24 protein-coding genes and 1 tRNA gene are annotated in these 24,317 nt (G+C 62.0%); 16 read left to right on the forward strand and 9 right to left on the reverse strand.

The annotated features are described in order from the left end of the window. Positions 1-20 precede the first annotated feature (20 nt). Together AC099J_RS05070 and pdxA are read left to right on the forward strand one after the other, a co-directional pair. On the forward strand, positions 21-782 hold the full coding sequence (locus AC099J_RS05070) for a Nif3-like dinuclear metal center hexameric protein (protein ID WP_479614131.1): 762 nt from the start codon (positions 21-23) through the stop codon (positions 780-782). Then, a complete protein-coding gene (gene pdxA, locus AC099J_RS05075) occupies positions 782-1,810 on the forward strand; it encodes a 4-hydroxythreonine-4-phosphate dehydrogenase PdxA (RefSeq protein WP_479614132.1) in 1,029 nt (342 codons plus the stop codon). The genes AC099J_RS05070 and pdxA overlap by 1 nt, the downstream gene beginning before the upstream one ends. Positions 1,811-1,826: 16 nt before the next feature. On the opposite strand, the gene mscL is transcribed toward pdxA, so the two are convergent. After that, positions 1,827-2,252 (reverse strand): large conductance mechanosensitive channel protein MscL, encoded by a 426-nt coding sequence (gene mscL / locus AC099J_RS05080; RefSeq protein ID WP_479614133.1) that lies wholly within the window; start codon positions 2,250-2,252, stop codon positions 1,827-1,829. Between the two features lie 161 nt (positions 2,253-2,413). Between mscL and petA the strand changes: the two genes are divergently transcribed. The 7 genes from petA to AC099J_RS05115 all read left to right on the forward strand — a co-directional run bounded on the left by petA (position 2,414) and on the right by AC099J_RS05115 (position 7,983). Next, complete coding sequence (gene petA / locus AC099J_RS05085; protein ID WP_479614134.1) at positions 2,414-3,013, forward strand: ubiquinol-cytochrome c reductase iron-sulfur subunit; 600 nt, start codon at positions 2,414-2,416, stop codon at positions 3,011-3,013. An 8-nt stretch (positions 3,014-3,021) separates the two neighbouring features. After that, on the forward strand, positions 3,022-4,431 hold the full coding sequence (locus AC099J_RS05090) for a cytochrome b (RefSeq protein ID WP_479614135.1): 1,410 nt from the start codon (positions 3,022-3,024) through the stop codon (positions 4,429-4,431). A gap of 14 nt (positions 4,432-4,445) precedes the next feature. After that, on the forward strand, positions 4,446-5,213 hold the full coding sequence (locus tag AC099J_RS05095) for a cytochrome c1 (RefSeq protein ID WP_479614136.1): 768 nt from the start codon (positions 4,446-4,448) through the stop codon (positions 5,211-5,213). A 92-nt stretch (positions 5,214-5,305) separates the two neighbouring features. Further along, positions 5,306-5,917, forward strand: a complete 612-nt coding sequence (locus tag AC099J_RS05100) for a glutathione S-transferase N-terminal domain-containing protein (protein WP_056177195.1) — start codon at positions 5,306-5,308, stop codon at positions 5,915-5,917. A gap of 19 nt (positions 5,918-5,936) precedes the next feature. After that, complete coding sequence (locus tag AC099J_RS05105) at positions 5,937-6,449, forward strand: ClpXP protease specificity-enhancing factor (RefSeq protein ID WP_479614137.1); 513 nt, start codon at positions 5,937-5,939, stop codon at positions 6,447-6,449. A 37-nt stretch (positions 6,450-6,486) separates the two neighbouring features. Beyond that, positions 6,487-6,562, forward strand: a tRNA-Thr gene (locus AC099J_RS05110). Positions 6,563-6,750: 188 nt separating this feature from the next. Next, positions 6,751-7,983, forward strand: a complete 1,233-nt coding sequence (locus tag AC099J_RS05115) for a tyrosine-type recombinase/integrase (RefSeq protein ID WP_479614415.1) — start codon at positions 6,751-6,753, stop codon at positions 7,981-7,983. Between the two features lie 447 nt (positions 7,984-8,430). Here the strand turns inward: AC099J_RS05115 and istB are convergent, their stop codons facing one another. The 5 genes from istB to AC099J_RS05140 all read right to left on the reverse strand — a co-directional run bounded on the left by istB (position 8,431) and on the right by AC099J_RS05140 (position 13,325). Continuing rightward, the gene (istB, locus tag AC099J_RS05120) at positions 8,431-9,270 is read right to left on the reverse strand and encodes an IS21-like element helper ATPase IstB (RefSeq protein WP_479614138.1); all 840 of its coding nucleotides are present in this window, start codon (positions 9,268-9,270) and stop codon (positions 8,431-8,433) included. After that, entirely contained in the window at positions 9,267-10,778 is a 1,512-nt protein-coding gene (gene istA / locus AC099J_RS05125) for an IS21 family transposase (protein ID WP_479614139.1), read from the reverse strand. The genes istB and istA overlap by 4 nt, the downstream gene beginning before the upstream one ends. Positions 10,779-10,960: 182 nt before the next feature. Next, positions 10,961-11,152, reverse strand: coding sequence for a hypothetical protein (locus tag AC099J_RS05130; protein ID WP_479614140.1), 192 nt, complete (start codon positions 11,150-11,152; stop codon positions 10,961-10,963). Positions 11,153-11,230: 78 nt separating this feature from the next. Next, the gene (locus AC099J_RS05135; protein ID WP_479614141.1) at positions 11,231-12,097 is read right to left on the reverse strand and encodes a phage integrase N-terminal domain-containing protein; all 867 of its coding nucleotides are present in this window, start codon (positions 12,095-12,097) and stop codon (positions 11,231-11,233) included. A gap of 973 nt (positions 12,098-13,070) precedes the next feature. Further along, a complete protein-coding gene (locus tag AC099J_RS05140; protein ID WP_479614142.1) occupies positions 13,071-13,325 on the reverse strand; it encodes a hypothetical protein in 255 nt (84 codons plus the stop codon). A gap of 45 nt (positions 13,326-13,370) precedes the next feature. Between AC099J_RS05140 and AC099J_RS05145 the strand changes: the two genes are divergently transcribed. The 3 genes from AC099J_RS05145 to AC099J_RS05155 are packed head-to-tail and all read left to right on the forward strand — an operon-like array spanning position 13,371 to position 15,974. Continuing rightward, on the forward strand, positions 13,371-14,057 hold the full coding sequence (locus AC099J_RS05145; protein WP_479614143.1) for a hypothetical protein: 687 nt from the start codon (positions 13,371-13,373) through the stop codon (positions 14,055-14,057). After that, on the forward strand, positions 14,051-14,914 hold the full coding sequence (locus tag AC099J_RS05150) for an ImmA/IrrE family metallo-endopeptidase (protein WP_479614144.1): 864 nt from the start codon (positions 14,051-14,053) through the stop codon (positions 14,912-14,914). The genes AC099J_RS05145 and AC099J_RS05150 overlap by 7 nt, the downstream gene beginning before the upstream one ends. Then, the gene (locus tag AC099J_RS05155) at positions 14,898-15,974 is read left to right on the forward strand and encodes a beta family protein (protein WP_479614145.1); all 1,077 of its coding nucleotides are present in this window, start codon (positions 14,898-14,900) and stop codon (positions 15,972-15,974) included. Before AC099J_RS05150 ends, AC099J_RS05155 begins: the two co-directional genes overlap by 17 nt. Here the strand turns inward: AC099J_RS05155 and AC099J_RS05160 are convergent. The 3 genes from AC099J_RS05160 to AC099J_RS05170 all read right to left on the reverse strand — a co-directional run bounded on the left by AC099J_RS05160 (position 15,901) and on the right by AC099J_RS05170 (position 18,701). After that, positions 15,901-16,533 (reverse strand): sce7726 family protein, encoded by a 633-nt coding sequence (locus AC099J_RS05160; protein WP_479614146.1) that lies wholly within the window; start codon positions 16,531-16,533, stop codon positions 15,901-15,903. The genes AC099J_RS05155 and AC099J_RS05160 overlap by 74 nt on opposite strands. A gap of 470 nt (positions 16,534-17,003) precedes the next feature. After that, complete coding sequence (gene serA, locus AC099J_RS05165) at positions 17,004-18,239, reverse strand: phosphoglycerate dehydrogenase (RefSeq protein WP_479614416.1); 1,236 nt, start codon at positions 18,237-18,239, stop codon at positions 17,004-17,006. Positions 18,240-18,395: 156 nt separating this feature from the next. Beyond that, positions 18,396-18,701, reverse strand: coding sequence for a DciA family protein (locus tag AC099J_RS05170; protein ID WP_479614147.1), 306 nt, complete (start codon positions 18,699-18,701; stop codon positions 18,396-18,398). A 181-nt stretch (positions 18,702-18,882) separates the two neighbouring features. Here AC099J_RS05170 and secA point away from each other — a divergent pair, with 181 nt between their 5' ends. The 4 genes from secA (at position 18,883) to AC099J_RS05190 (ending at position 24,313) form a co-directional block, all read left to right on the forward strand. Then, positions 18,883-21,642 carry a preprotein translocase subunit SecA gene (secA, locus tag AC099J_RS05175; RefSeq protein ID WP_479614148.1) on the forward strand — a complete coding sequence of 920 codons (2,760 nt, stop codon included), beginning with the start codon at positions 18,883-18,885 and terminating at the stop codon, positions 21,640-21,642. 8 nt (positions 21,643-21,650) lie between these two features. Then, positions 21,651-22,880 (forward strand): bifunctional glutamate N-acetyltransferase/amino-acid acetyltransferase ArgJ, encoded by a 1,230-nt coding sequence (gene argJ / locus AC099J_RS05180; RefSeq protein ID WP_479614149.1) that lies wholly within the window; start codon positions 21,651-21,653, stop codon positions 22,878-22,880. Between the two features lie 93 nt (positions 22,881-22,973). Next, positions 22,974-23,846, forward strand: a complete 873-nt coding sequence (locus AC099J_RS05185) for an ATP-binding protein (protein ID WP_479614150.1) — start codon at positions 22,974-22,976, stop codon at positions 23,844-23,846. Further along, on the forward strand, positions 23,843-24,313 hold the full coding sequence (locus AC099J_RS05190; RefSeq protein ID WP_479614151.1) for a (deoxy)nucleoside triphosphate pyrophosphohydrolase: 471 nt from the start codon (positions 23,843-23,845) through the stop codon (positions 24,311-24,313). The genes AC099J_RS05185 and AC099J_RS05190 overlap by 4 nt, the downstream gene beginning before the upstream one ends. Positions 24,314-24,317: the final 4 nt, after the last annotated feature.

Raw genomic sequence — 24,317 nt, forward strand, 5'->3', positions numbered from 1 at the left:
CGAACACCTTCACAGGCCCCATGACCGATCGCCCGACGTTGCTCGCCGCGCTGGACGCCTTGCTGCACCCTGCGCAATTCAAGGACTACGGGCCCAACGGGTTGCAGGTGGAGGGCCGCACCGAGATCCGCCGCCTGGTCTCCGGGGTCACCGCCAGCCGGGCGCTGATCGAGGCCGCCATCACCGCGGGTGCCGATGCGATGCTGGTGCACCACGGCCTGTTCTGGCGCGGTCAGAGCGGGACTGTCACCGGCTGGATGAAGCAGCGCCTCGCGTTGCTGCTGGCGCACGACATCAATCTGCTGGCCTACCACCTGCCGCTCGATGCCCACGCCGAGCTGGGCAACAACGCGCAGCTGGGACGCGTGCTGGGGCTGACGCCGCTGGAGCAGCGGTTCGGCGAACAGGATCTGGGTTTCCTCGGTGAGCCTGCGGATGGCGAGCCGTTCGCCGCTGCGTGCGATCTGGCGCACCGGGTCGAGCAGCGGCTGGGCCGCGCTGTGACCTTGGTCGACCCGGGGCGGGGCCCGGTGCGGCGCGTCGCCTGGTGCACGGGCGGCGCTCAAGGCTACTTCGAGGCGGCCATTGCCGCCGGCGCAGATGCGTTCATCACGGGCGAGATTTCTGAGCCGCAGGCCCACCTGGCCCGGGAATGCGGCGTGGCCTTCCTGGCCTGTGGACACCATGCGACCGAGCGCTATGGTGCGCCGGCCGTCGGCGCCTATGTGGCCAGCGCGCTGGGTATCGAACACCAGTTCATCGACATCGACAACCCCGCCTGATGAACCTGCCACCGATCGCCATCAGCATGGGCGATGCCGCAGGCATCGGCCCGGAAATCATCGCCCGCGCCTTTCGCGAGGCGCCACACGCCACGCGTGCGAGCTTCGTGGTGGGCGACATCGCCGTTATGCGCAGGGCCGTTGCCCTGTGCGGCGGCGTCGCGATGCCGGTGGCGCAGATCGAGTCCGTGCAGGACCTCGGAGACGTGCCGCCGCGCTGCATGCCGGTGCTGCAGCCTGGCGCCGATGCCCCGGCCATCGCGATCGGGGCCGTCAGTGCGGCGGCAGGGCGCCTGGCCGCCGAGTGCGTCGTGTGGGGTGCGCGCGCAGCGTTGCGGGGCGAGATCGCAGCGCTGGTGACAGCGCCGCTGCACAAGGAGGCTCTCGCTGCGGCAGGCGTCCCTTATCCCGGCCACACGGAGTTGCTGCAGGCTGAAGCGGCGGCGCACTTGCGGCGCCCCGTAGCCGACGTTCCGGTGCGCATGATGCTGGCCAACCCGGACCTGCGCACGGTGCTGGTCAGCATCCACGTGGCCCTGCGCGATGCGATCGACGCGGTCACCTACGCCAACGTGCTGCAGACCTTGCGCATCACCCATGCATCGCTGCAATCGGTCTTGGGGCGTGCACCGCGCATCGCCGTGGCCGGTCTCAATCCGCATGCGGGCGAAGGTGGGTTGTTTGGGCGCGAGGAGATCGACATCATCGCGCCGGCCATTGCAGGCGCGTGCGCCGAAGGCATTGCAGCCCTCGGCCCGTTCGCACCGGACACGGTCTTCATGCGGGCCCGCGCCAAGGATGGCCGGGTCGGCGAATTCGACGTCGTCGTGGCCATGTACCACGACCAGGGCCTCATCCCCGTCAAATACATGGGCGTGGAGCAGGGCGTCAACGTGACGCTGGGTCTGCCCCTGGTGCGCACCAGCCCCGACCATGGCACGGCCTTCGACATCGCCGGTCAGGGCCGCGCCGATGCGCGCAGCCTCATCCAAGCCTTGCGGATCGCGCGTCAGCTGGCCGGCAACTGACGCGCTGCGCGCAGGCTCAGGGCCGCTTCAGGCTGTCGCGGATTTCGCGCAACAGCACGATGTCTTCGGGTGCGGTTGCCGGCGGCGGTGCTGGCTCCTCGCGCTTTAGACGATTGATCTGCTTGATCATCATGAAGATGATGAACGCCAGGATGATGAAGTTCACCGCAATGGTGATGAAGTTGCCGTAAGCCAGCACCGGAACGCCCGCCTTGCGCAACGCATCCAGCGTCATGGGAACACCGGGCGGCGCCGTGCCGAGCACCACGAACAGATTCGAAAAATCAAGCTTGCCAAAGACCATCCCGATGACCGGCATGATCAAGTCCGCCACCATCGAATCGACGATCTTGCCGAACGCACCGCCGATGATCACACCGACGGCCAGATCGATCACGTTGCCCTTGACGGCAAATTCCCGGAATTCCTGCACCATTCCCATGAAGCCACCCCCCTCGTTTAGTAATCAGCGGCGTGCATTCTCGCTTCAAGAATCGGAGCCGCTGTGACCATTTGCACGCTTGCGCGGCTGGCAAGAATGCGGAAGTCGGTCCGCTACAATCTTTGGTTGACTCCAATAAGAGATGTTGTTTGAGGAACCCCATGAGTGACATTCCAGTCGACCGCAGCAAACGGACATGGCTGATCGCCTCCGGTTGCGCGGGGGCCGTCGGTGGCGTTGCAGTCGCCGTGCCCTTTGTGAGCACCTTTCAGCCTTCCGAGCGCGCCAAGGCCGCTGGCGCTGCGGTCGAGGTTGACATCTCGGCGCTTAAGCCCGGCGAGAAGGTCACCGTCGAATGGCGTGGCAAGCCGGTGTGGATCATCAGGCGCACGCCCGAACAATTGGCTGAGCTGCCAAAGTTCGACCAGCAATTGGCGGACCCCAAGTCCGAGCGCAAGCCCGCCGAACTGACGCCTGAGTACGCGCGCAACGAAGGCCGTTCGATCAAGCCTGAACTGCTGGTCGTCGTCGGTATCTGCACGCACCTGGGTTGTTCTCCGGTGGACAAGTTCCAGCCCGGAGCGCAGCCATCGCTGCCCGACGATTGGGCCGGTGGCTTCCTGTGTCCTTGCCATGGCTCGACCTTCGACATGGCCGGGCGCGTGTTCAGCAACAAGCCGGCGCCCGACAACCTCGAGGTGCCGCCGCACATGTACCTGTCCGACACCCGCCTTCTGATCGGCGAAGACAAGAAGGCTTGAGACGCGACATGGCACAGTTCAACGAGATCAATCCGAATGCCCCGATCAGCGCCAAGCTGCTGAACTGGGTCGACAACCGCTTCCCCGCGTCCAAGCTGTACAAGGAGCATCTCTCCGAGTACTACGCGCCGAAGAACTTCAACTTCTGGTACTTCTTCGGCTCGCTGGCGATGCTGGTGCTGGTGATCCAGATCGTCACCGGCATCTTCCTGGTGATGCATTACAAGCCCGACGCGGCCCTGGCGTTCGCATCGGTCGAGTACATCATGCGGGATGTGCCCTGGGGCTGGCTGATCCGCTACATGCACTCCACAGGCGCATCGGCATTCTTCGTGGTCGTGTACCTGCACATGTTCCGCGGTCTGCTGTATGGGTCCTACCGCAAGCCGCGCGAGCTGGTCTGGATTTTCGGTTGTGCGATCTTCCTGTGCCTGATGGCCGAAGCCTTCATGGGTTATCTGCTGCCCTGGGGTCAGATGTCCTATTGGGGTGCCCAGGTCATCGTGAACCTGTTCGCCGCCATCCCGTTCATCGGCCCGGATCTGGCGCTGCTGATCCGTGGTGACTACGTGGTCGGCGACGCCACGTTGAACCGCTTCTTCAGCTTCCACGTCATTGCCGTGCCACTGGTGCTGCTCGGCTTGGTGGCAGCGCACATCATTGCGCTGCACGAAGTGGGCTCGAACAACCCCGACGGCATCGAGATCAAGGGCCCGAACGCCCCCAAGGATGCCAACGGCCATCCGCTGGACGGGATTCCCTTCCACCCCTACTACTCGGTGCATGACATCCTGGGAGTCGGCGTGTTCCTGATGGCGTTCACCGCGATCATCTTCTTCGCGCCCGAGTTCGGCGGGTACTTCCTGGAGTACAACAACTTCATCCCGGCCGATCCGCTGAAGACGCCGTTGCACATCGCACCGGTGTGGTACTTCACGCCGTTCTATTCGATGCTGCGCGCGGTCAACAGCGAGATGATGTATGTGCTCATGGCCTGCGTGGTGCTGGGTGCCGGCCTGATGGTGGCCAAGCTGCGCCTGCCGGGCCTCGTCAAGGGCGCCATCGTGGTCGCTGCCGTCGTGGCGGTCGCCATGATGATGGCCATCGATGCGAAGTTCTGGGGCGTCGTGGTGATGGGTGGCGCTGTGATCATCCTGTTCTTCCTGCCCTGGCTGGACTACAGCCCGGTCAAGTCGATCCGCTACCGCCCCGACTGGCACAAGTATGTGTACGGCGTGTTCGTCGTGAACTTCCTGGTGCTCGGGTATCTGGGCGTGCAGGCACCGTCGCCGATCGGCGAGCGTGTGTCGCAAGTCGGCACCTTGTTCTATTTCGGCTTTTTCCTGCTGATGCCATGGTGGAGCCGCCTGGGTGATCCCAAGCCCGTGCCCGACCGCCTGACGTTCACGCCGCACTGAGCCGCTTGCTGACCATGAAAAAAAATATCCACGGTTTTCTCGCGGGCCTGTTTCTCTCGTTCGGTTTGATCGCTGGCGCGCATGCTGCCGGCGGCGGCATGGCCTGGGACAAGGCGCCCGTCAAGACGAACGACATGGCCGCGCTGCAAAACGGCGCCAAGCTCTTCGTCAACTACTGCCTGAATTGCCACTCTGCGGCTTTCATGCGCTTCAACCGCTTGCGCGACATTGGCCTGACCGAGCAGCAGATCAAGGACAACCTGCTGTTCACGACCGAAAAAGTCGGCGACACCATGAAGGCTGCCATCGATCCGCAAATGGCCAAGGAATGGTTCGGCGCCAACCCGCCCGACCTGACCTTGATGACGCGTTCGCGTTCTGGTCCTGGTGGCAGCGGTGCGGATTACGTCTACACCTACCTGCGCACTTATTACCGCGACGACACCAAGGCGACGGGTTGGAACAACCTGGCCTTCCCGAACGTGGGCATGCCGCATGTGCTGTGGCAGTTGCAAGGCGAGCGCCGTCCGATCTATGAGGAGGTCCAGAGCCACGGTCAACCCACGCAAGTGTTGAAGGGCTGGGAGCAGATCACGCCCGGCACCATGACGCCGCTGCAATATGACCAGGCGATGGGCGATCTGGTCAGCTTCATGGCCTGGATGGCCGAGCCGGCGCAGAACACCCGTGTTCGCATCGGCGTGTGGGTGCTGTTGTTCCTCGGGGTGTTCACTGTCATCGCGTGGCGGCTGAATGCGGCGTTCTGGAAAGACGTCAAGTAGCGCGCAATCGGCCCGGGCCAGAGGCCCGGGCATCCGCAGAGTGGGTGCGTGTGACGCAGCCCACTCTTTTTGATTTTTAGGAGTGTTTGCTCATGATGGTCTTGTACTCGGGAACGACCTGCCCCTTCTCCCACCGCTGCCGCTTTGTCTTGTTCGAGAAGGGCATGGACTTCGAAATTCGCGACGTCGATCTCTACAACAAGCCAGAAGACATCAGTGTGATGAATCCGTATGGCCAGGTGCCCATCCTGGTCGAGCGCGACTTGATTTTGTATGAGTCGAACATCATCAACGAGTACATCGACGAGCGCTTTCCGCATCCGCAGTTGATGCCCGGCGACCCGGTCGACCGCGCCCGCGTGCGCCTGTTCCTGCTGAATTTCGAGAAGGAACTGTTCGTGCACGTGGGCCTGTTGGAATCGCGTGCCTCCAAGGGCAACGAAAAGGCGCTGGAAAAGGCCCGCGCCCACATCCGCGACCGCCTGACGCAGTTGGCCCCCGTGTTCCTGAAGAACAAGTACATGCTGGGCGAGAACTTCTCGATGCTCGACGTGGCCATCGCGCCGCTGCTGTGGCGCCTGGACTTCTATGGCATCGATCTCAGCAAGAACGCTGCACCGCTGCTGAAGTACGCCGAGCGCATCTTCTCGCGCCCCGCCTACATCGAGGCGCTGACACCGTCCGAAAAGGTCATGCGCAAGTAAGCAGCAGGGCCCACATGGCATGAACGCGCTCGATTCCACCTCCACCCGACCCTACCTGATACGGGCTCTATACGAATGGTGCACCGACAACGGTTTCACGCCCTATGTCGCTGTGCTGGTCGATGAGTCCGTGCAGGTGCCGCGTGAGTACGTGAAGGACGGCGAGATCGTGTTGAACATCAGCTTCGATGCCACCAGTGCATTGAAGCTGGGCAACGATTTCATCGAGTTCAAGGCCAGGTTTGCAGGCACCGCGCGTGAGATCCTCGTGCCGATCACCCGCGTCATCGCGATCTACGCACGCGAGAACGGCCAGGGCATGGCGTTCCCGTCGCCCGTGGCGGGCACCGGCGTGAGCCCAACACCCGGCGGGCGCCCCGACAGTGCGCCGGGCGGCATGGGTGAAGCCGCAGTGGCGCCCAAGATCCGGCCCTTGGCCCCGGTCGATGGTGCACCCGGCGACGGTGCCGCACCGGAGCCACCAAAGCCCGGCGGCACCAGCCCGCGTCCCTCGCTCAAGCGTGTGAAGTGAGCGGTGGCTGCGGCGGCTTCAGTAGAATCCGCGTTCCGCCGATTTAGCTCAGTTGGTAGAGCACCCGCCTTGTAAGCGGACGGTCGTCAGTTCGATTCCGACAATCGGCACCAGAATGGTGCATCATGAGGTTTCAAGTAGTCTCATGAAGTACCCGAAACCCGCATGCCTACTGGGCATCGCGGGTTTTTCTTTGTCTCAAGCAGTCCCACGCCGTACGATGCCATGTCGGCATTCTGTGGGTACTTGTGTCGGTATCACGCCGTCGTACCCTTCCAGGTACCGACAAAGGAGGTGTGAAATGTCACTGACTGATACATTCGTGCGTAACGTGAAGCACCAGGGCGCGGAGATCGGCGAAAGGTACGCCGACGGTGGTGGTTTGTACTTGCGCGTCAAAGCGGCCGGCAAGTACTGGCGGATGGACTACCGCTTCGCCGGCAAGCCCAAAGTCCTTTCTTTCGGCGTGTACCCCGCGGTGACGCTCGCCAAAGCACGGAAGCGACGGGACCAGGCCAAGGAGTTGCTGGCCGATGGCAAGGACCCCGGAGAGGTCAAGCGTGAGGCCGAGACTGCCCAGGCGGCCGCCGTTGCCAATACTTTCCGACTCGTGGCGATGGAGTGGCACGTCATGAAGGCGAAGGGTGGGGAGGTCGAGACGACCACGGGCAAACGTCTGGCGCATCTCGAAACCCATGTGTTCCCGGAGATTGGCGCTCGGCCGATTGCCGAGATCAAACCATCCGAAGTGCTGGCCATGCTGCGCAAGGTCGCAGCGGGCGGCAGTGCCTACACCGCCACCCGCTTGCGCGAGATCTGCGGACAGATCTTCCGCTTTGCCATCGCCACGGACCGTGCCGAGCGCAACCCTGCGGGCGACCTGCGCGGCGCCCTGGAAGTGCCGCCGGTCAACCACCGCCCAGCGCTGACCACGCGGCGCGAGTTCGGCACGTTCCTACGCGACTTGCTGACCTATGAGAACTGCCAGCCTCTGACCCGGCTGGCGGCGCGCTTTGCCGTGCTGACCTGGACCAGGCCGGTCGAGTTGCGCACTGCGCGCTGGGAGCACTTCGACATCGAAGCCAGAGAGTGGCGCGTGCCCGCTGCGAACATGAAGGCAGGCAAACACCTGCAAGCGCACACGGTGCCGCTATCCACGCAGGCGCTGGCCGTTCTGAAGGGCATCCGAGCACTCAGCGATGACCGTGTGCCGTGGCTGTTCCCGGGCAACCACGGTGCCAACAGCATAATGAGCGAGAACACCTTGAACCTGCTGTTCAAGAGGATGGGCTATGCCGGCCAGCAGAGCCACCATGGCCTGCGGGCCTCAGCCCGCAGCCTGCTGTCTGAACGAGGCTGGTCGGCGGCGGCCTTAGAAACGCAACTGGACCATGCCGAGCGCAGCAAGGTCGTGGCCGCCTATGCGCGGAGCGAACATCTTGTCGAGCGGCGCAAGATCATGGACGACTGGGGGGAGCTGGTGGCAGCCATGGAGAGCGGCGACAACGTGGTGCCGTTGCGGCCAGCGGCATAGCCTGCGATTGCGCGCACGGCGCATGCCGTCAGCGACTGCTGCTCAGAAATCGTGCTCGGCCGGCCGAGGCGGCCGAGGTGAGCCCCTGAACGAGTACGTCGACGGTTCGACTCGAAACAAGGTGTCTGATATCTCGATGGTTCGAAGGTCGCCGGAATTACCAACAAGTGCTGTGCGCATGCTGAGACAAAGTCGCGTAAACGCCAGGACCTCGCCCTCTCGCTCAAGAGTTCCTCCCTCCGCCCAGAACGCGACCAATGCCGCAACGACTTGAGGTTCGCCGCAGATGCATATGCGTGTCTTGGCATCGTTAAGGATCGCCAATTCTTCCGGTTGGTCGATGACGTGTTGCGCGTCAATCCGCCTGAGAGGCGCACGACAATCTGGATGAGAACGGTGTCGCGGCCTGGCGATGATGCCCGAGGTTTGATTGTCGCGGACCAGTTTCTAGGCTGACGCTTGAATGTCGCTGGGTTTGGGAACGCCGACGTTCCTCGGTGTCGCATAGCTGGCCGGGCGCCCCGCGCCGATCTGTTTGCGCTCGATGGCCGTGCGCCGACGGTAGCTCTCGACGTTCATCTCGAAGATCGTGGAGTGATGAACGAGCCGGTCGACGGCGGCCAGCGTCATTGCGGGGTCCTGGAAGACCTTGCCCCATTCTCCGAAGGGCTGGTTGGCCGTGATGATCATCGAGCGCCGTTCGTAGCGCGTGCTGATCAACTCGAACAGGGCCGACGTTTCAGCCTGGTCCTTGGTGACGTAGGCCAGGTCATCGAGGATCAGCACATCGAAGTGGTCAAGTCGGGTCAGCGCCGCTTCAAGCGCCAGTTCGCGACGCGCCACCTGTAGACGCTGAACGAGGTCGGACGTGCGTGCGAATAACACCCGCCAACCCTTCTCCAGCAATGCCAGGCCGATGGCTGACGACAAGTGCGACTTGCCTCCACCTGGTGGTCCCAGAAGAAGCACGTTGGAGCCATTGCGCAGCCACTCGTCGCCTGCGCACAGCGCCATGACCTGCGCCTTGGAGACCATCGCGACGGCGTTGAAGTCGAAGTTGTCCAGCGTCTTGCCAGGCAGCAGCTTGGCCTCGGCCAGGTGACGCTCGATGCGCCGCCGGTCACGCTCGGCCAGCTCGTTCTCGGCGAGCACCGTGAGCAGCCGGGCGGCTGGCCATCCTTCCTTGTCTGACTGCTCGGCGAAGACCGGCCACATCTGCTTGGTGGCCGGCAGCCGCAGCTCCGACAGCAGCAACGTCAGCCGCGCAGCATCGAAGTTCTCGTTCATGCCATGACCTCCATGGCCGAGGCCACCAGGACGTCGTAGGAACTCAGCGGTGCCAGTCGCACCGAGACCTCCGGCAAGCGCGCCGGGTCTGGGGCGAAGCGCACCAGCAGCGCGTTGAGGTCGGGCAAGCGCCGGTGATCGAGATCGTCTGCCAGCACGCTTGCCAGTTGGGCCTCGCACGATCGGTCGTGCGCCAGACTTAGCAGCGCGACCATCGTCTTGCAAGCGACGCGTTCGGCCAACTGCTCGCGCAGGAACTCGAACGTCAGCCGGTAGGCATCCCGGGGGAACAGCTGATCACGGTAGACCAGACTGAGCAGCGCCATCGGCTTGCGTCGAAGCGCATGGATGACGTGGTGGTAGTCGACGACGTGGCCATGCTTGCCGTTGGCCCCACCGCGCCCACGCTCCAGCGTCATGAGCTGCGTCGCGCCCAGCAGCAATTCCAGCCGGTCGTCGTAGAGCCGCACCCGCAGCCGATGGCCGATCAGCCGCGACGGCACGGTGTAGAAGACCTTGCGCAGCGTGAAGCCACCAGAGGAAGTGACGTAGACGAACGTCTCCTCGTAGTCGCAAGTTCGCGCCGGCGGTAAAGGCTGCAGCAGCGCACGTTCGGCGTCGATGCGCTTGCCATTGCGGGCATTCTTGCGGCTGACGATCTCGTCGATGAAGCGGCGATAGGCGGCCAAGTCGACGAACTCGGCGGCACCGCGCAGCAGCAGCGCATCGTTCACCGCGTTCTTGAGATGCCCATGCGCGCTCTCGATGGAGCCGTTCTCGTGAGCGACACCGCGGTTGTTGCGCGTGGGCTCCATCAGATAGTGCGCGCACAAGGCGTCGTAGCGCGAGGTCAGGTCCTCGCGCGCGTCGGCGTCCAGATTGCGGAACGCCGCCGACAGGCTGTCGCTGCGGTGCTCGCGCGGTGCGCCACCCAGCGCCCACAGCGCGTTCTGCAGGCCTTCGGCCAGCGCGACATAACTCTCGCCGCCCAGGATGACATGCGCATGTTCGAAGCCGGAGCGCACCAACCTGAAGTGGTAGAGGCGGTGATCCAGTGCAACGCCCAGCACCGTGACCCCGAGGTCGCGCATCTCGGTGAAGTCGGACAAGCCCATGCGGCCGGCTTCATGGACCTGGCGGAACATCACATCGCGATCCTGCCCATGCAACGCGCGCCATGCACGGATACGGCGTTCGAGGGTTCGACGAACGCCCGGGTCGAGCTCGGCGTGGCGCCGTCTCAACTCGTCGAATACCGCCACCGGCCGGATGCCCGGAGCCGCCTCGAGTAGGGGTACGACTTCGGCATCAAAGATGTCGACAAGCGGGTCGGGACGCCGTCGCTCGCGAGGAGCCTTCTTGGCCGAGGGCAGGCGTGGATCGTGCTCGATACGGTACGCGCTGGCCACGCTGATGCACGCCTGCGCGGCCGCGGCCGGCAGCGTCTTGGAGAGTCTGAGCTTCATGAACAACCTCATCTGATGATCGTGGATGTGACTTCCAGGCACGGCAGGGCCTCGCTAGATCGAGAAACCCCTTCGTACCTCACTTACCGCGATCACCGACGAAGCGCCCCTACGAGTCGCCCCTTCGCAGGCATGGTCGGGAGCCAGTCGGGCTACGCCCGCCAGTCTCCCGACCATGCTGAACTTCTCACTTGATTGACGCGCTCCTCGCATCTTGATTGACGCTAGACAATGACGTTTCCCAGGCGCCGAGCTGAAACTAAGCGACTGGCCGAATTTACAAAGTCTGTATAAGCCTTGAGCCGTGCGTCTGCCAATTCATCGCGCTGCTTGCGCCGCTTGCCCAACATATGTGTCACTACTGCGACGATGAGTGCGCTGGCGATGGAGAAAAGCGCGGCCACTAAGGTCGTCATGAAAACGCGGTGCCAATGGTGTTGAACGAAGGTTGCATTCTGGTTCGATTGTGGCGGTGCGGTATTGATGACCGGCAGTTAACGCCCAAGATAGACCGCCGTGATCTGCTCGCGCTCGTGGCCCAGCTCGCGTGAGATTGCCAGCCGCGCCTCCCGGTCGATCTTCTTCTGCTCCGGGCTCAGATCCTTCGATAGCGGCCCGCCTGCGGCCGGCGCCTTCCACCCGGTCAGTTCCAGGTAGCGCGTCTGAGCATAGGCATGCCGCAGCCCGTGCACGCGATCGATGCCCGCACGCGCCGTCTGTGCCTTGAAGCGGTTCAGCTGGTCGCGGTATTTCATCTGCGTGGGGATGAGGCTGCCGCTCTGGGCCAGTGTCTTGGCCTCGTCGAGCACTTGGCGCTGCTGGTCGTTGGTGATGGGCACATCGCGCTCCCGGCCTCCCTTGGTCCAGGTGGCTTTCAGATGCAGCGAATCGCCTCTGTCGGCCCAGCCGGGGCGCACTTTGATGCTTTCCTCGCGCCGTAGCCCGAAGGCCTCCTGCAGCCGCAGCGACATCGCGGTGTAGGAATCGGTGACGCGGCTCAGTTGGTCGCCGTCCAGAGCTCTGGCTTTCGAGGTGTTGCTGACATGCTGGCGCTCGGCGATCCCGTAGGCCGCGTTCTCCCGCGCCACGATGTTCTGCTTGTCGATCTTCTCGGCCAGCCAGCGCAGCGCGCTCATGCGGTTCTTGAAGGTGCCGGCCGCGATGCCTTCCCCGTGCCAGCGCTGCACCAGGTGGTCGATGTGCTTGCTGCGCACGCCCTGTGCGCGCAGATGCCGATAGCCACCTTCGTCCAGCTGGTCGGCCACCAGGCTCAAGATCACCTCGCGGTCGTGCTGCGTCGCCATCGCGCCGTCCCGGTTGCGCTGGCACAGCCGTTTGAAATCGTGGTTCAAGTCGCGCATCGCTCGCTCCTTTCCGTTCGTCCTCTTCCTCATCCACTCGACCCGCACGGAGTGCGGCATCTGCAAGACCGAAGGCCGAAGCCGTCGGGGTGTCTGACAGTCAGGTCAGTGTTTCTGTCCGTCCCTGGCGCCATGGCGCCAGGGAACTACGAGGGACGCGGGACACCACTCCCGTGTGTGCAAGAACTTCCAACCGGTCGCCGGCGTTGCACGCGCTGTGGCGCCGCGCGGTGTGCCTGCTGGCACTTCGTTGCGCGGGGACCGTTCACCCGAGGTCCGTGGGATGTGCGAAGCACATGAGGGGCGATCCGTTCACGGGGATCAGGCGGCGCAGCGTCGTCGAGCAACGCGTGCGCATCGGATGCCGCGAGGGCATCGAGAACGAGGGCGGGGAGCCCTGGAGGAAATGCCACTTCCGGAGCGGCCGAGCCCGTCACTGCGGGCCATCACTTCGCGCAATGCGCCTGAAGGTCAGGCGCGGCGCGGACTTACAGCGTCGTCACTGTCAGCAAGCTTCCAGTGACGACGCGGAGGGCGCTGCGATGCACAGGGCAGATGCCCAGACATCGCAGCACACGGGCGCCATTGGGTGGCACACAGGATGCCGTCGCGCAAGGCACGACGACGCGAGCAGCGGCACAAGCTGCAGGTGGCTCTACGCAGATTAAGTCTGCGTGGCAAGCCGAAGCCCGCGCAAGGCGAACTCGGCATCTCCGGCCGGCGCGAACGCACGGCAATCTCTACAAGGGCAGGTAACGACTGCGACAGCCGCGTTGCCGCGACACCTGTTTGCACCGTCAGGATGAGGACAGGGCACCTCACGAGAGGCTTTAGTGGACACCATCTCGGCCGCGTTGTCTACACCCATCCAACGCATTTGCTGGGGTCGAGAGGCAGCCGTGGGTGGAGCCCGCGATCATCTGTCGAAAGAGCGATGAATTTCGGTCGACACTTCTTAGCGGCTATCTGTATTTCAATTCAAAGAACGCGATGGCAAGCCCTCTGTTGCGCCGGCCGCTCCAAGTTTGATTCCGCTCAATACCCAGTAGTGGAATGGCCCTAAGCTGGCAGCCACGATGAGCGGCGCATGCTCAAACGCTTGTAAAAGAGGCTGAGCGGTCAGCCAGCACGAGTTCAAATCAGTTCCAAGTGAAGTGCTGACTTGCACTTCCTGATACAAGTGTGTTGTAATGTAATTACTTTCCTTTCGTGCAAACAGTTCGGCCATCGGCTGGTTGGGCTGGAGGGTGAAAATTCAAAAGGAGCGATGTTCTTGAGCTTCACAGTTGAGGATATAAGAAAGGCGCTGGATAGCGCAGACGCTGAAATTAGTCTGGGAGGCGTTGTTGCTGAGGATGTCCTTCTAGGGGCGGCCGGGCCTGTGCCATGCACTATTCATCTTGGATGGGATCTGCAAATTGCACATTTGTGCGACCGTACATGGGGGGCTTTCAACAATACACTTCTACGTTATATTCGAAAGCTGGAGAAAGACGGCGTTGACATCGAGCCGATCCTAGCGGCAGCCCAGCTCGAAGATCATCACTGGAAGTGGCTTAATAAATCACTGCACTATCGCGGCGACAGCTATAAGTGGTTCTTCCTTGTGGCGGAAAAATACCCACAAGCTGCATGCATGATTTACCATCCAAAAGAAAGCGTGGCAAATGGCGGCCAGGTTTTTTATGTGGAATACATCGCTGCCGCTCCTTGGAATAGGGGGAATGTATGTGCGGAAAGAGTTTTTAAAGGTGTGGGGCCTAAGCTTCTCACTTATGTTGTCAACTACGCGCAAGAACGCCTTGGGCTAACGCCGGGATTTTCGCTTCACTCACTTCCGCAAGCCACTCAGTTTTATGAGAAGACGCTTGGGATGACTCCTTTCCCGATATATGACAAAGACGGGCTGCGGTTCTTCGAATGGGTGCCGCCGAGTGTCATGGGGAGCGTGTCGTGCTGAAGGCAAGCTTCGAGTTCGAGGACGACTTTCCTAGTAGTGTTGGGTCCGAGCTTGAGTCACGCAAGTTCTATGAGGCCTTCTTAAAGGCAGAAGCCTTAGTCGAAAACTCTCCTAATATCGCGCGTGAACTGAGCGACGATAGACTCGCTGAAATAACCAGCTATCTGTATCGTGGTGGGGATGCCGCTACAGCACTATTTCGGAAGCGAGGCGATGCTTCGGAGATAACCATCAGTCTATGGCTGTCTTCTGTGCGAAGGCTCTCTGGGTGGTTTGCTGCTGCAAACAAAATTCCTGTTTTCGGCGGTCTGGATAGAGAGGTTTTGACCGATTTGCCGCGGCGTTTTTGCCGTGCCGACAGTATTCGAGAAATTCCTTCCTACCTCGCTCAATTTGGTATTGTTCTTGTCTGGGAAAAGTCGCTTCCATCGATGAAGTTAGACGGAGCCATTTTTTGCTCCCCATCAAGTCATGTTGTCATTGCCTTAAGCTTGAGGTATTCCCGGCTAGACAATTTCTGGTTTACGCTGCTTCACGAACTCTCACATGCGGTTTTGCATTCGGATCAGCTCGAAAATCCAATTCTGGAGAATCTCGATCTTAAATCCGAAAGTCTGATCGAGCAACAGGCAGATAGACTGGCTCTGGATAGCCTTATTCCTCGAAACGAGTGGAGAAGCTGTTCCGCACGTTATTCTAATTCGGCAGCGGATGTCGTTGCCTTTGCTGCCCGTTTGGGAATACCGGCTCAGTGCGTTGCGGGTCGGTTGCAGCGCGAGCAAGGACGCTACGACTTGTTCTCGAAGATCATTAACGAATTTGATGTGAGGGAGTTGCTTGATGGCCGCCAATCATAACTACACGCCCTTTCTGAAGTTTAAAGTTAATGAGGTTTCAGGGCTTTCGGTTTTGAATAGTGGGCTGAAGGAGAGGTTGACGCCATTTTTTGATATGCCCCGTAAGGATGGGATGACGCGGCAGGATTTTTTGAGTTCCGTGGCGGCGGCTAGAAAGAAGTCAGAAAAGTATCTTTCTGATTTCCCCTATCTTTTTATTGATTCCTTTGATATACCGGACTCCATTGCGGTCGCGGGTGCTCCAAACTGCAGAGCGATAATTGAGGAATTTTCTGGAATCTGCTATACGCCAGTTATGGGTCTTGATCGTGCTGCCGACCATAACCTCGCGATAGTTCAAGCCAAACGTGCTGGGGAGCTCGTATCCGATAAGGTGGCTATTCGCTTTCAACATGAGGAATTTGCTTCCTTTGACTTAGTTAAAAGCGAGCTTGAAGACTTGGTTCAGCAAGCTTCTGAAGTATTCAACGAACTAGTCTTCATCTACGATTGCCGGGTTTGTCTTGCAAGCAATAGAGCCAAATTAGCATCTGACGTCGCGGATTTTGTTAAATCTGCGCAGAGCAATTTTGGTGTACAGCGGCACATTGTTACTGGATCCTCGGTCCCGTCGACGATAACTGATATCGCGCGCCCGAGCGATGAGTCAGTAATCGCGCGTGCGGAGTTGGAGATATTCCATGCCGCACAGGCGATACTGGGTGATGATATTTTGAGTTTGGGGGACTACACGATTGTAAGTCCCACTTATTCGGAGCTCACAATTGCGCCTGAGTTAATACTCAGCGTAACCGCTCCAAAAGTTTTTTATACTTATCAAAACTACCACTTTATAGCGCGTGGCGGGCGCATAAAGACCAATGGCTATGGTCAGTACGACAGTATTGCAGAAGGAATTGTAGTGAAAAGGTTTTACCGAGGCGCCGTCTATTCGTGGGGCGATAATTTTTTAAAGTTGCGGGCAGACGGATTCCGGGAGAAGAATGTTACGCCGTCGACAATTTTGAAGCCGACGATTTGTTCTCACATAACGTACATGGCAACGCACTATCCCGTATAACTGGGCGCCGTTCGCGGGCTGATAGGATCTGCCCCACAGTTTGATTGACAATATTTACGGACGTTGTTGAGGCAAAAAATTCTGCGATTTTCTGTCGATTCATCTTCTCCAAGGATAACTCCACCAGATTTGGTAGATTTATCATTTCTGATCGCCATAGGCTGAGCAGTGCTATTTCGGGCTTGTATGCTGGGTTTTTTGAAGCGCCCCTTTCGTGCCTGAGTTGAATTTTCCCGGCCTTTGAAAGCGTTGCGACAATAATTCCCCAGTGGCCCGGCAGTATGTCTTTGGCTCTGCGGAGGTGGTTGGTTGTGGTCACCAAGGAAATTATCGGCGCGGCTTGGTCGTAGTATTGAGACTGGCGTTGAAGCCGATTAACGGAATCGGTCTCCCCTTTGATTTCGTAGCAGTGAAGAGACTTGTAAACTGCCACCACATCAACGATCGCATTGCCGTTGCAGACATGTACTTCTTGAAGAATTGCCTCGGGAGGTGTTTTCCGCTTTTCCAAGCTGGAAACTAAAGCCTGCCTAATCTCTTTATCGGTGAGGGGTTGCATAGGGTTGGCAAGATTTCGTGTTACTGCCATTCTCCGAGAATCTGTAGGAATGCTGACCCTAGAGCTTTCGCCTCCAGGCCATGGGCACTAGTGCTTCTGAGCGTGAGCGGTGGTTGCTAGCCTAGCAGAATGCTGTATCAAAATACAGTTTCTTGCCTGTGCACCTGCCAGTCGAAGCCAAGTATGCGGCTGAACGTCGTTCACCGTCCGCGTGCGCTCACGTGTCGTATCTGGCTTGCGGTGTTGCGCAAAGCAGACGTGACGAGAGTTGTCGGTATTTTTGTCGGTACTTGCATTCCAAGAGGAGTGAAAAGTCATTTCATGAAAATGACTTACAAGTCAATTTCGATTCCGACAATCGCACCACACCCGGACCCCGGCTTCCATGCGGAAGCCGGGGTTTTTCGTTGACGGGGCTCGCACAGCCCACCCGACGCATCCACGCGTGCACGCACGCGGCGCTTCTGGCGTCAGAACAGCACGCGGCTGCGGATCGTGCCCGGCACCTGCGCCAGTTTCTCCAGCGCCAGTTCCGACGAGCTTGCATCAAGATCGATGACCACGTAGCCAATCTTCTCGTTCGTCTGCAGGAACTGCGAAGCGATGTTGATCTGGTTGTCCGAGAAGATCCGGTTGATCTCGGACAGCACGCCGGGCACGTTGTGGTGCACGTGCAGCAACCGGTGCTTGCCCGGGTGCGAGGGCAGCGAGACTTCCGGAAAGTTGACCGAAGACGTGCTCGTCCCTGTATCGCTGTAGCGCACCAGCTTCTCGGCCACTTCAATGCCGATGTTGGCCTGCGCTTCCAGCGTGGAGCCGCCGATGTGCGGTGTCAGGATGACGTTGTCCAGCCCCCGCAGCGGCGACTGGAATTCGTCCTTGTTGCCGCGCGGCTCGACCGGGAACACGTCGATGGCCGCACCGTTGAGCTTGCCTGCGCGCAGCGCCTCGGCCAATGATTCGATCTCCACCACGGTGCCGCGCGATGCGTTGATCAGAATGCTGCCCGGCTTCATGGCCGCGATCTGTGCGGCGCCAATCATCCATTGCGTGGACGGCGTCTCGGGCACATGCAAGGTAACGATGTCGCTTGCGGCCAGCAGCTCCGTCAGGCTGGCCACTTGGCGGGCATTGCCCAGCGGCAGCTTGGCCACGATGTCGTGGAACAGCACCTGCATGCCCAGCCCTTCCGCCAGCACAGACAACTGCGTGCCGATGGCGCCGTAGCCCACGACGCCCAAGGTCTTGCCGCGGATCTCGTAGGCGTTGTCGGCCGTCTTCAGCCAGCCGCCGCGGTGGGCAGCCGCATTCTTGGCAGGCACGCCCCGCAGCAGCAAGATGGCCTCCGCGATGACCAGTTCAGCCACAGAGCGGGTGTTGGAGTAGGGGGCGTTGAACACCGCGATGCCGAGCGCGCGCGCCGCCTGCAGATCGACCTGGTTGGTGCCGATGCAAAAGCAGCCCACGGCCGCCAGCTTGTGCGCGTGGGCGAAGACTTCGGACGTCAACTGCGTGCGCGAGCGGATGCCCAGGAAGTGCACGTCGGCGATCTTCTGCTTGAGCTGTTCGTCCGGCAGCGCTGCGGGCAAAGACTCGATCTGCGTGTAGCCGGCGGCGCGCAGCATGTCCACTGCCGAGGCATGCACGCCTTCAAGCAACAGGAATTTGATCTTGGCTTTGTCCAGGGAAGTGGTCGGGAGCGTCATGGAGTGCCGCAGTGCGGGGCGGCCGGAGCAAAGGAGCGCGATATTACGATGCGCTCGGCGCACGCCTGCGCGCCAGGCCAGTTGGCAACGTTGCAAGTGCGGGGAATCGCAGGCGGTGCTCTGCGGGCGCCAGCACGTTGCAGCGATGATCGATGCTCAAGCCCTGGTCTGGATCTTCACGCGGATGGCGGCCACGTCCCAGCCGCGCGAGCGCAGGGCCGCCTGTAGTGCCGGCAGCAGCTGGCGCAACTTGGAGGCTGCAGCGCTGTTGTCCACCAGCAGGCACCATTGGTTGCCGTCGATCGGGCCCGGCTGGATGCCGCGCCGCAGCGGCGCGGGTATCAGCGCTTCGACGGCTTTGAGGCGCTCGCTCGATTCCCTGGAGAGCGCTGCAAGACGCGCCAGCGGGGCAGAGTCCTGCACCGCTTGCTGCAAGGTGAACGAGCGATGGCCTGTGTGCATGGCGGTCGATTATGGGCGCCGCCGGCCAGCACCACGGCCCGGCTTAAAATCGCCGGTTTGGCACGGGCAGGCGGCGCACGGCGCGGCCGGGTTCTGGCTCTCGCAGCCGCCACGAATTCCACTTCTTTCTAGGGATTTCGGTCGTACCGCAGCGCTCACGCGCACGCGCGACCTCGCATTCATGACCACCAATTTCCTGACCAAGATTTTCGGCAGCCGCAACGAGCGGCTGTTGAAGCAATACCGCAAGTCGGTGCAGGCGATCAATGCGCTGGAGTCCCAGTTCGAAGCGCTCTCCGACGATGCGCTGCGCGCCAAGACGCTGGAGTTCAAGGAACGCGTCGCCGCCGGCACCGCGCTCGATGACCTGCTGAATGAAGCATTTGCCGTCGTGCGCGAAGGCTCCAAGCGCGCCATGAAGATGCGGCATTTCGATGTGCAGTTGCTGGGTGGCATGGCGCTGCATTTCGGCAAGATCTCCGAGATGCGCACCGGCGAGGGCAAGACGCTGACCGCCACGTTGGCCGTGTACCTGAATGCCCTGTCGGGCAAGGGCGTGCATGTGGTCACGGTCAACGACTACCTGGCCAGCCGCGACGCCAAGTGGATGGGCCAGCTGTACAACTTCCTGGGCCTTTCGGTCGGCATCAACCTGCCGCAGATGTCGCGCGAGGAGAAGCAGGCCGCCTACAACGCCGACATCACCTACGGCACGAACAACGAATACGGCTTCGACTACCTGCGTGACAACATGGTCTACGAGGTGCGCGACCGCGTGCAGCGCGGGCTGAACTACGCCATCGTCGACGAGGTCGATTCGATCCTGATCGACGAGGCGCGCACGCCGCTGATCATCAGCGGCCAGGCCGAAGACCACACGCAGCTGTACCTGGCGATCAACAAGGCCGTGCCGGCGCTGACGCGCCAAGAAGGCGAGGCCGACCCGCGCACCGGCGAGGGTGTGACCAAGCCGGGTGACTTCACGCTGGATGAGAAGACGCACCAGGTCTACCTGACGGAGCAGGGCCACGAGCATGCCGAGCGCATCCTCTCCGGTTTGGGTCTGATCCCCGAAGGCGCGTCGCTGTATGACCCGGCCAACATCACGCTGATGCACCACCTGTACGCAGCGCTGCGTGCCAACCACATTTACCACCGCGACCAGCACTACGTGGTGCAGGACGGCGAGATCATCATCGTGGACGAGTTCACCGGCCGCCTGATGAGCGGGCGCCGCTGGAGCGAAGGTCTGCACCAGGCCGTCGAGGCCAAAGAGGGCGTGGCGATCCAGCCTGAGAACCAGACGCTGGCCTCCATCACCTTCCAGAACTACTTCCGCCTGTACGGCAAGCTGGCCGGGATGACCGGCACGGCCGACACCGAGGCCTACGAGTTCCAGTCCATCTACGGCCTGGAGACCACGCTGATCCCGCCGAACCGCCCCAGCAAGCGTGACGACCAGCTCGACCGCGTCTACAAGACCACGCGCGAGAAGTACGAAGCGGCGATCAAGGACATCCGTGAGTGCCACGAGCGCGGCCAGCCGGTGCTAGTGGGCACGACCTCGATCGAAAACTCCGAAATCATCGACCAGCTGTTGCAACAGGCCGATCTACCGCATCAGGTGCTGAACGCCAAGCAGCATGCACGCGAGGCCGATATCGTGGCCCAGGCCGGTCGGCCCAAGATGATCACGATCGCCACCAACATGGCCGGTCGCGGCACCGACATCGTGCTCGGCGGCAATCTTGAAAAAGCGGTGGAGGCCGTGCATGCCGATGCGTCGCAGGACGAGGCCGCACGGCACGCCGCCGAGGCCGGCGTGCGCGCGCAGTGGGAGAAGGACCACGAGTTCGTCAAGTCGCTCGGCGGCTTGCGCATCATCGCCACCGAGCGCCACGAGTCGCGCCGCATCGACAACCAGCTGCGTGGCCGTTCAGGCCGCCAGGGCGACCCTGGCTCCTCGCGCTTCTATCTGAGCCTGGACGATCCGCTGATGCGCATCTTTGCGGGCGACCGCGTGAAAGCCATCATGGACCGGCTGAAGATGCCGGACGGCGAGGCCATCGAGGCGGGCATCGTCACGCGCAGCATCGAGAGCGCGCAGCGCAAGGTCGAGGCGCGCAACTTCGACATGCGCAAGCAGCTGCTCGAATACGACGACGTCTCCAATGACCAGCGCAAGGTCATCTACACGCAGCGCAACGAGATCCTTGACGCGGCCGACCTGTCCGACGTGATCCGTGGCCTGCGCCATGGCTGCTTTACCGATCTGGTGCGCCAGTACGTGCCGGCAGAATCGGTCGAAGAGCAATGGGACTTGCCGGGCCTGGAGAAGACGCTGGCGGAGGACTGGCAGATCAGCCTGCCCCTGGCCGCCGAAGTAGAGGCCTCCAACGCCATCACCGACGAGGACCTCGTCGAGAAGGTCGTCGCCGCTGCCGATGCCGCATTCGCGGCCAAGGTCGCTCTTGTCGGTGGCGAGAACTTCACGCAGTTCGAGCGCATGGTGCTGCTGCAAAGCATCGACACGCACTGGCGCGAACACCTCTCGGCGCTGGACTACCTGCGCCAGGGCATCCACCTCCGCGGCTATGCGCAAAAGCAGCCCAAGCAGGAATACAAGCGCGAGGCCTTCGAGCTGTTCGGCCAGCTGCTGGACGCCGTGAAGAACGACGTGACCAAGCTCTTAATGACGGTGCGTATCCAATCCAACGAGCAGATCGACCAAGCGGCGCTCGACCTGGAAGCGCGCGGCGAGCGCGTGGCCAACGTCACCTACACCGCGCCCACCGAGACCGGTGAGGTCGAGACGCGGCTGGACGAATCCACGGCGCGCGCCAACCCGCTGGCCATGGACGGCCAGCGCGTGGGCCGCAACGACCCCTGCCCCTGCGGCAGCGGCAAGAAGTTCAAGCAGTGCCACGGCAAGCTGGCCTAAGGACAACCATGCCCGTTCATCTCTCCCCCCCGAATCCAGCCGATCTGCACGCCGTTGCCGGGCTGCGCCTGGGCATTGCCGAAGCCGGCGTGCGCAAGGCCAACCGCAAAGACTTGACGGTGGTGTTGCTCGACGAAGGCGCGGCCGTGGCCGGCGTGTTCACGCAAAACCGCTTTTGCGCCGCACCGGTGCAGATCTGCCGCACGCACCTGGCAGCGGGCTACGGCGTGCGTGCCATCCTGATCAACACCGGCAACGCCAATGCCGGTACCGGTGACGATGGCCTGGCGCGTGCGCTCTCGACCTGCGTGGCCCTGGCCCAGCACCTGGACATCGCGCCCGAGCAGGTGTTGCCGTTCTCCACAGGCGTCATCATGGAGCCGCTACCGGCCGACCGCATCATTGCCGGGCTACCCGCCGCACTCGCCGATGCCCAGCCCGGCAACTGGGCCCGTGCCGCTGAGGGCATCATGACCACGGACACCGTGCCCAAGGCCTTCAGCACGCAGGTGCAGCTGTCCGGCGTCACGGTCAGCATCACCGGCATCAGCAAGGGCGCCGGCATGATCCGGCCCAACATGGCCACCATGCTGGGCTTCCTCGCGACCGATGCACGCGTCGCGCCGGCGCTGGTGCAAGGCCTTGCGAAGGATCTGGCCGACGCCTCGTTCAACCGCGTGACCATTGACGGCGACACTTCTACCAACGACTCGTTCGTGGTGATCGCCACGCACAAGGCGGCGCACCCGGTCATCAGTTCCTGGGACACGCCGGACGGTCAGGCGCTGAAGGCCGGCATGCTGCAGGTCGCGCAGAAGCTGGCTCAGGCCATCGTGCGCGATGGCGAGGGCGCAACCAAATTCATCACCGTGCGTGTCGAGGGCGGCAGGACGGCGGAAGAGTGCCGGCTCGCCGCCTACGCGATCGCGCATTCGCCGCTGGTCAAGACGGCGTTTTTCGCAAGCGACCCGAACCTGGGCCGCATCTTGGCGGCCGTGGGCTACGCCGGCATCCTGGATCTGGACCAGACGAAGATCGAGCTGCACCTGGACGACGTGCATGTGGTCGCGCGCGGCGGCCGCCGGCCCGAATACCGTGAAGAGGACGGCCAGCGCGTCATGAAGCAAAGTGAGATCACCATCCGCGTGCACCTGGGCCGCGGTGAAGCTGTCGACACGGTCTGGACGTGCGACCTGAGCCACGACTACGTGAGCATCAACGCCGACTACAGGTCCTGATCGCGGTATGGACACATCCTCGCCCATCGCTCCGCGTGTTGCTGCCCCCCGAGCGGGCGCTCCAGTGCCTTCGGGCGGCCCGGCGGCCCTCGTATGAACGAGAGCTTCGAACGCCTGCTGCAAAAGGCCGAGCAGCTGATGGCGCGCATCGAGCGCGTGTTGCCGGCGCCATTGTCCGAACCCGATTGGAATGCATCCATCGCCTACCGCTACCGCAAGCGCAGCTCGGGCCACGCCTTGCTGGAGCCGGTGCGCCACGTGGGCCGCATGCAGCTGTCTGACCTGAAGGAGATCGACGGGCAGAAGGACAAGATCCAGCGCAACACCCTGCAGTTCGTCGATGGCAAGCCGGCCAACAACGTGCTGCTGACGGGCGCGCGCGGCACCGGCAAGTCTTCGCTCATCCGCGCCTGCCTGAACGAATACGCGCCGCGCGGCCTGCGCCTGATCGAGGTCGACAAGGCCGACCTGACGGATCTTCCCGACATCGTCGACGTCGTGGCCGAGCGGCCCGAAAAGTTCATGATCTTCTGCGACGACCTGAGCTTTGAGGATGGGGAGCCAGGCTACAAGGCGCTCAAGTCGATCCTCGATGGCTCGGTGGCCGCGTCCACGCCCAACGTGCTGATCTACGCGACCAGCAACCGGCGCCACCTGTTGCCCGAGTACATGAAGGAAAACCTCACGTACAAGCACACGGACGATGGCGAGGTGCATCCGGGCGAGGTGGTCGAAGAGAAGATCTCGCTGTCCGAGCGCTTCGGCCTGTGGGTCAGCTTCTACCCGTTCTCGCAAGACGAGTACCTGGCCATCGTGGCGCAGTGGCTGGGCTCGTTCGGCGTGCCGGCCGCGGCCATCGAGGCATCACGCGCCGAATCCCTGGTCTGGGCGCTGGAGCGTGGTTCGCGCAGTGGACGCGTGGCCTACCAGTTCGCACGCGACTTCGCCGGGCAGCATTCGGCATGACGCGTGCGCCGCTGGTGGCCGATGGCGACCGCCCACGCGTCGGCGGAGCGGACCGGCAGGCGCTGGATGTGGCGGTCGGCATCCTGGTGGCGCGCAATGGTGATTTCCTGCTGACCTCTCGGCCCGAAGGCAAGGTCTACGCCGGCTACTGGGAGTTTCCGGGGGGCAAGTTCGAAGCCGGGGAAACGGTCGAAGAGGCTCTGCGTCGCGAGTTGCAGGAAGAGATCGGCATCGTCATTGCATCGGCTCAGCCCTGGAAGACCGAGCTGGTCGACTACCCACACGCACTGGTGCGCCTGCACTTTTGCAAGGTGCAGGAATGGACGGGTGAGTTGGACATGCGTGAGGCGCAACGCTTTGCGTGGGCATCGCTGCCCGTGCGCCTGTCACCGGTGTTGCCTGGAGCCCTTCCGGTGCTGGACTGGTTGGCTGCCGAGCGCGGCTATGCCGGTCCGACCTGCGCCTGAGCTT

It is taken from the genome of Rhodoferax sp. RT4P68, from assembly GCF_056521305.1.

Bases quoted from the DNA above. Each gene is read 5' to 3' on its own strand.
- AC099J_RS05115 (WP_479614415.1), top strand. From the start codon at position 6,751: ATGTCACTGACTGATACATTCGTGCGTAACGTGAAGCACCAGGGCGCG.
- AC099J_RS05100 (WP_056177195.1), top strand. From the start codon at position 5,306: ATGATGGTCTTGTACTCGGGAACGACCTGCCCCTTCTCCCACCGCTGC.
- AC099J_RS05160 (WP_479614146.1), bottom strand. From the start codon at position 16,533: ATGCAACCCCTCACCGATAAAGAGATTAGGCAGGCTTTAGTTTCCAGC.
- AC099J_RS05185 (WP_479614150.1), top strand. From the start codon at position 22,974: ATGAACGAGAGCTTCGAACGCCTGCTGCAAAAGGCCGAGCAGCTGATG.
- AC099J_RS05130 (WP_479614140.1), bottom strand. From the start codon at position 11,152: ATGACGACCTTAGTGGCCGCGCTTTTCTCCATCGCCAGCGCACTCATC.
- AC099J_RS05155 (WP_479614145.1), top strand. From the start codon at position 14,898: ATGGCCGCCAATCATAACTACACGCCCTTTCTGAAGTTTAAAGTTAAT.
- pdxA (WP_479614132.1), top strand. From the start codon at position 782: ATGAACCTGCCACCGATCGCCATCAGCATGGGCGATGCCGCAGGCATC.
- argJ (WP_479614149.1), top strand. From the start codon at position 21,651: ATGCCCGTTCATCTCTCCCCCCCGAATCCAGCCGATCTGCACGCCGTT.
- AC099J_RS05090 (WP_479614135.1), top strand. From the start codon at position 3,022: ATGGCACAGTTCAACGAGATCAATCCGAATGCCCCGATCAGCGCCAAG.
- AC099J_RS05140 (WP_479614142.1), bottom strand. From the start codon at position 13,325: ATGGCCGAACTGTTTGCACGAAAGGAAAGTAATTACATTACAACACAC.
- petA (WP_479614134.1), top strand. From the start codon at position 2,414: ATGAGTGACATTCCAGTCGACCGCAGCAAACGGACATGGCTGATCGCC.
- istB (WP_479614138.1), bottom strand. From the start codon at position 9,270: ATGAACGAGAACTTCGATGCTGCGCGGCTGACGTTGCTGCTGTCGGAG.
- AC099J_RS05105 (WP_479614137.1), top strand. From the start codon at position 5,937: ATGAACGCGCTCGATTCCACCTCCACCCGACCCTACCTGATACGGGCT.
- serA (WP_479614416.1), bottom strand. From the start codon at position 18,239: ATGACGCTCCCGACCACTTCCCTGGACAAAGCCAAGATCAAATTCCTG.
- AC099J_RS05170 (WP_479614147.1), bottom strand. From the start codon at position 18,701: ATGCACACAGGCCATCGCTCGTTCACCTTGCAGCAAGCGGTGCAGGAC.
- mscL (WP_479614133.1), bottom strand. From the start codon at position 2,252: ATGGGAATGGTGCAGGAATTCCGGGAATTTGCCGTCAAGGGCAACGTG.
- secA (WP_479614148.1), top strand. From the start codon at position 18,883: ATGACCACCAATTTCCTGACCAAGATTTTCGGCAGCCGCAACGAGCGG.
- AC099J_RS05070 (WP_479614131.1), top strand. From the start codon at position 21: ATGACCGATCGCCCGACGTTGCTCGCCGCGCTGGACGCCTTGCTGCAC.
- AC099J_RS05190 (WP_479614151.1), top strand. From the start codon at position 23,843: ATGACGCGTGCGCCGCTGGTGGCCGATGGCGACCGCCCACGCGTCGGC.
- AC099J_RS05095 (WP_479614136.1), top strand. From the start codon at position 4,446: ATGAAAAAAAATATCCACGGTTTTCTCGCGGGCCTGTTTCTCTCGTTC.
- AC099J_RS05135 (WP_479614141.1), bottom strand. From the start codon at position 12,097: ATGCGCGACTTGAACCACGATTTCAAACGGCTGTGCCAGCGCAACCGG.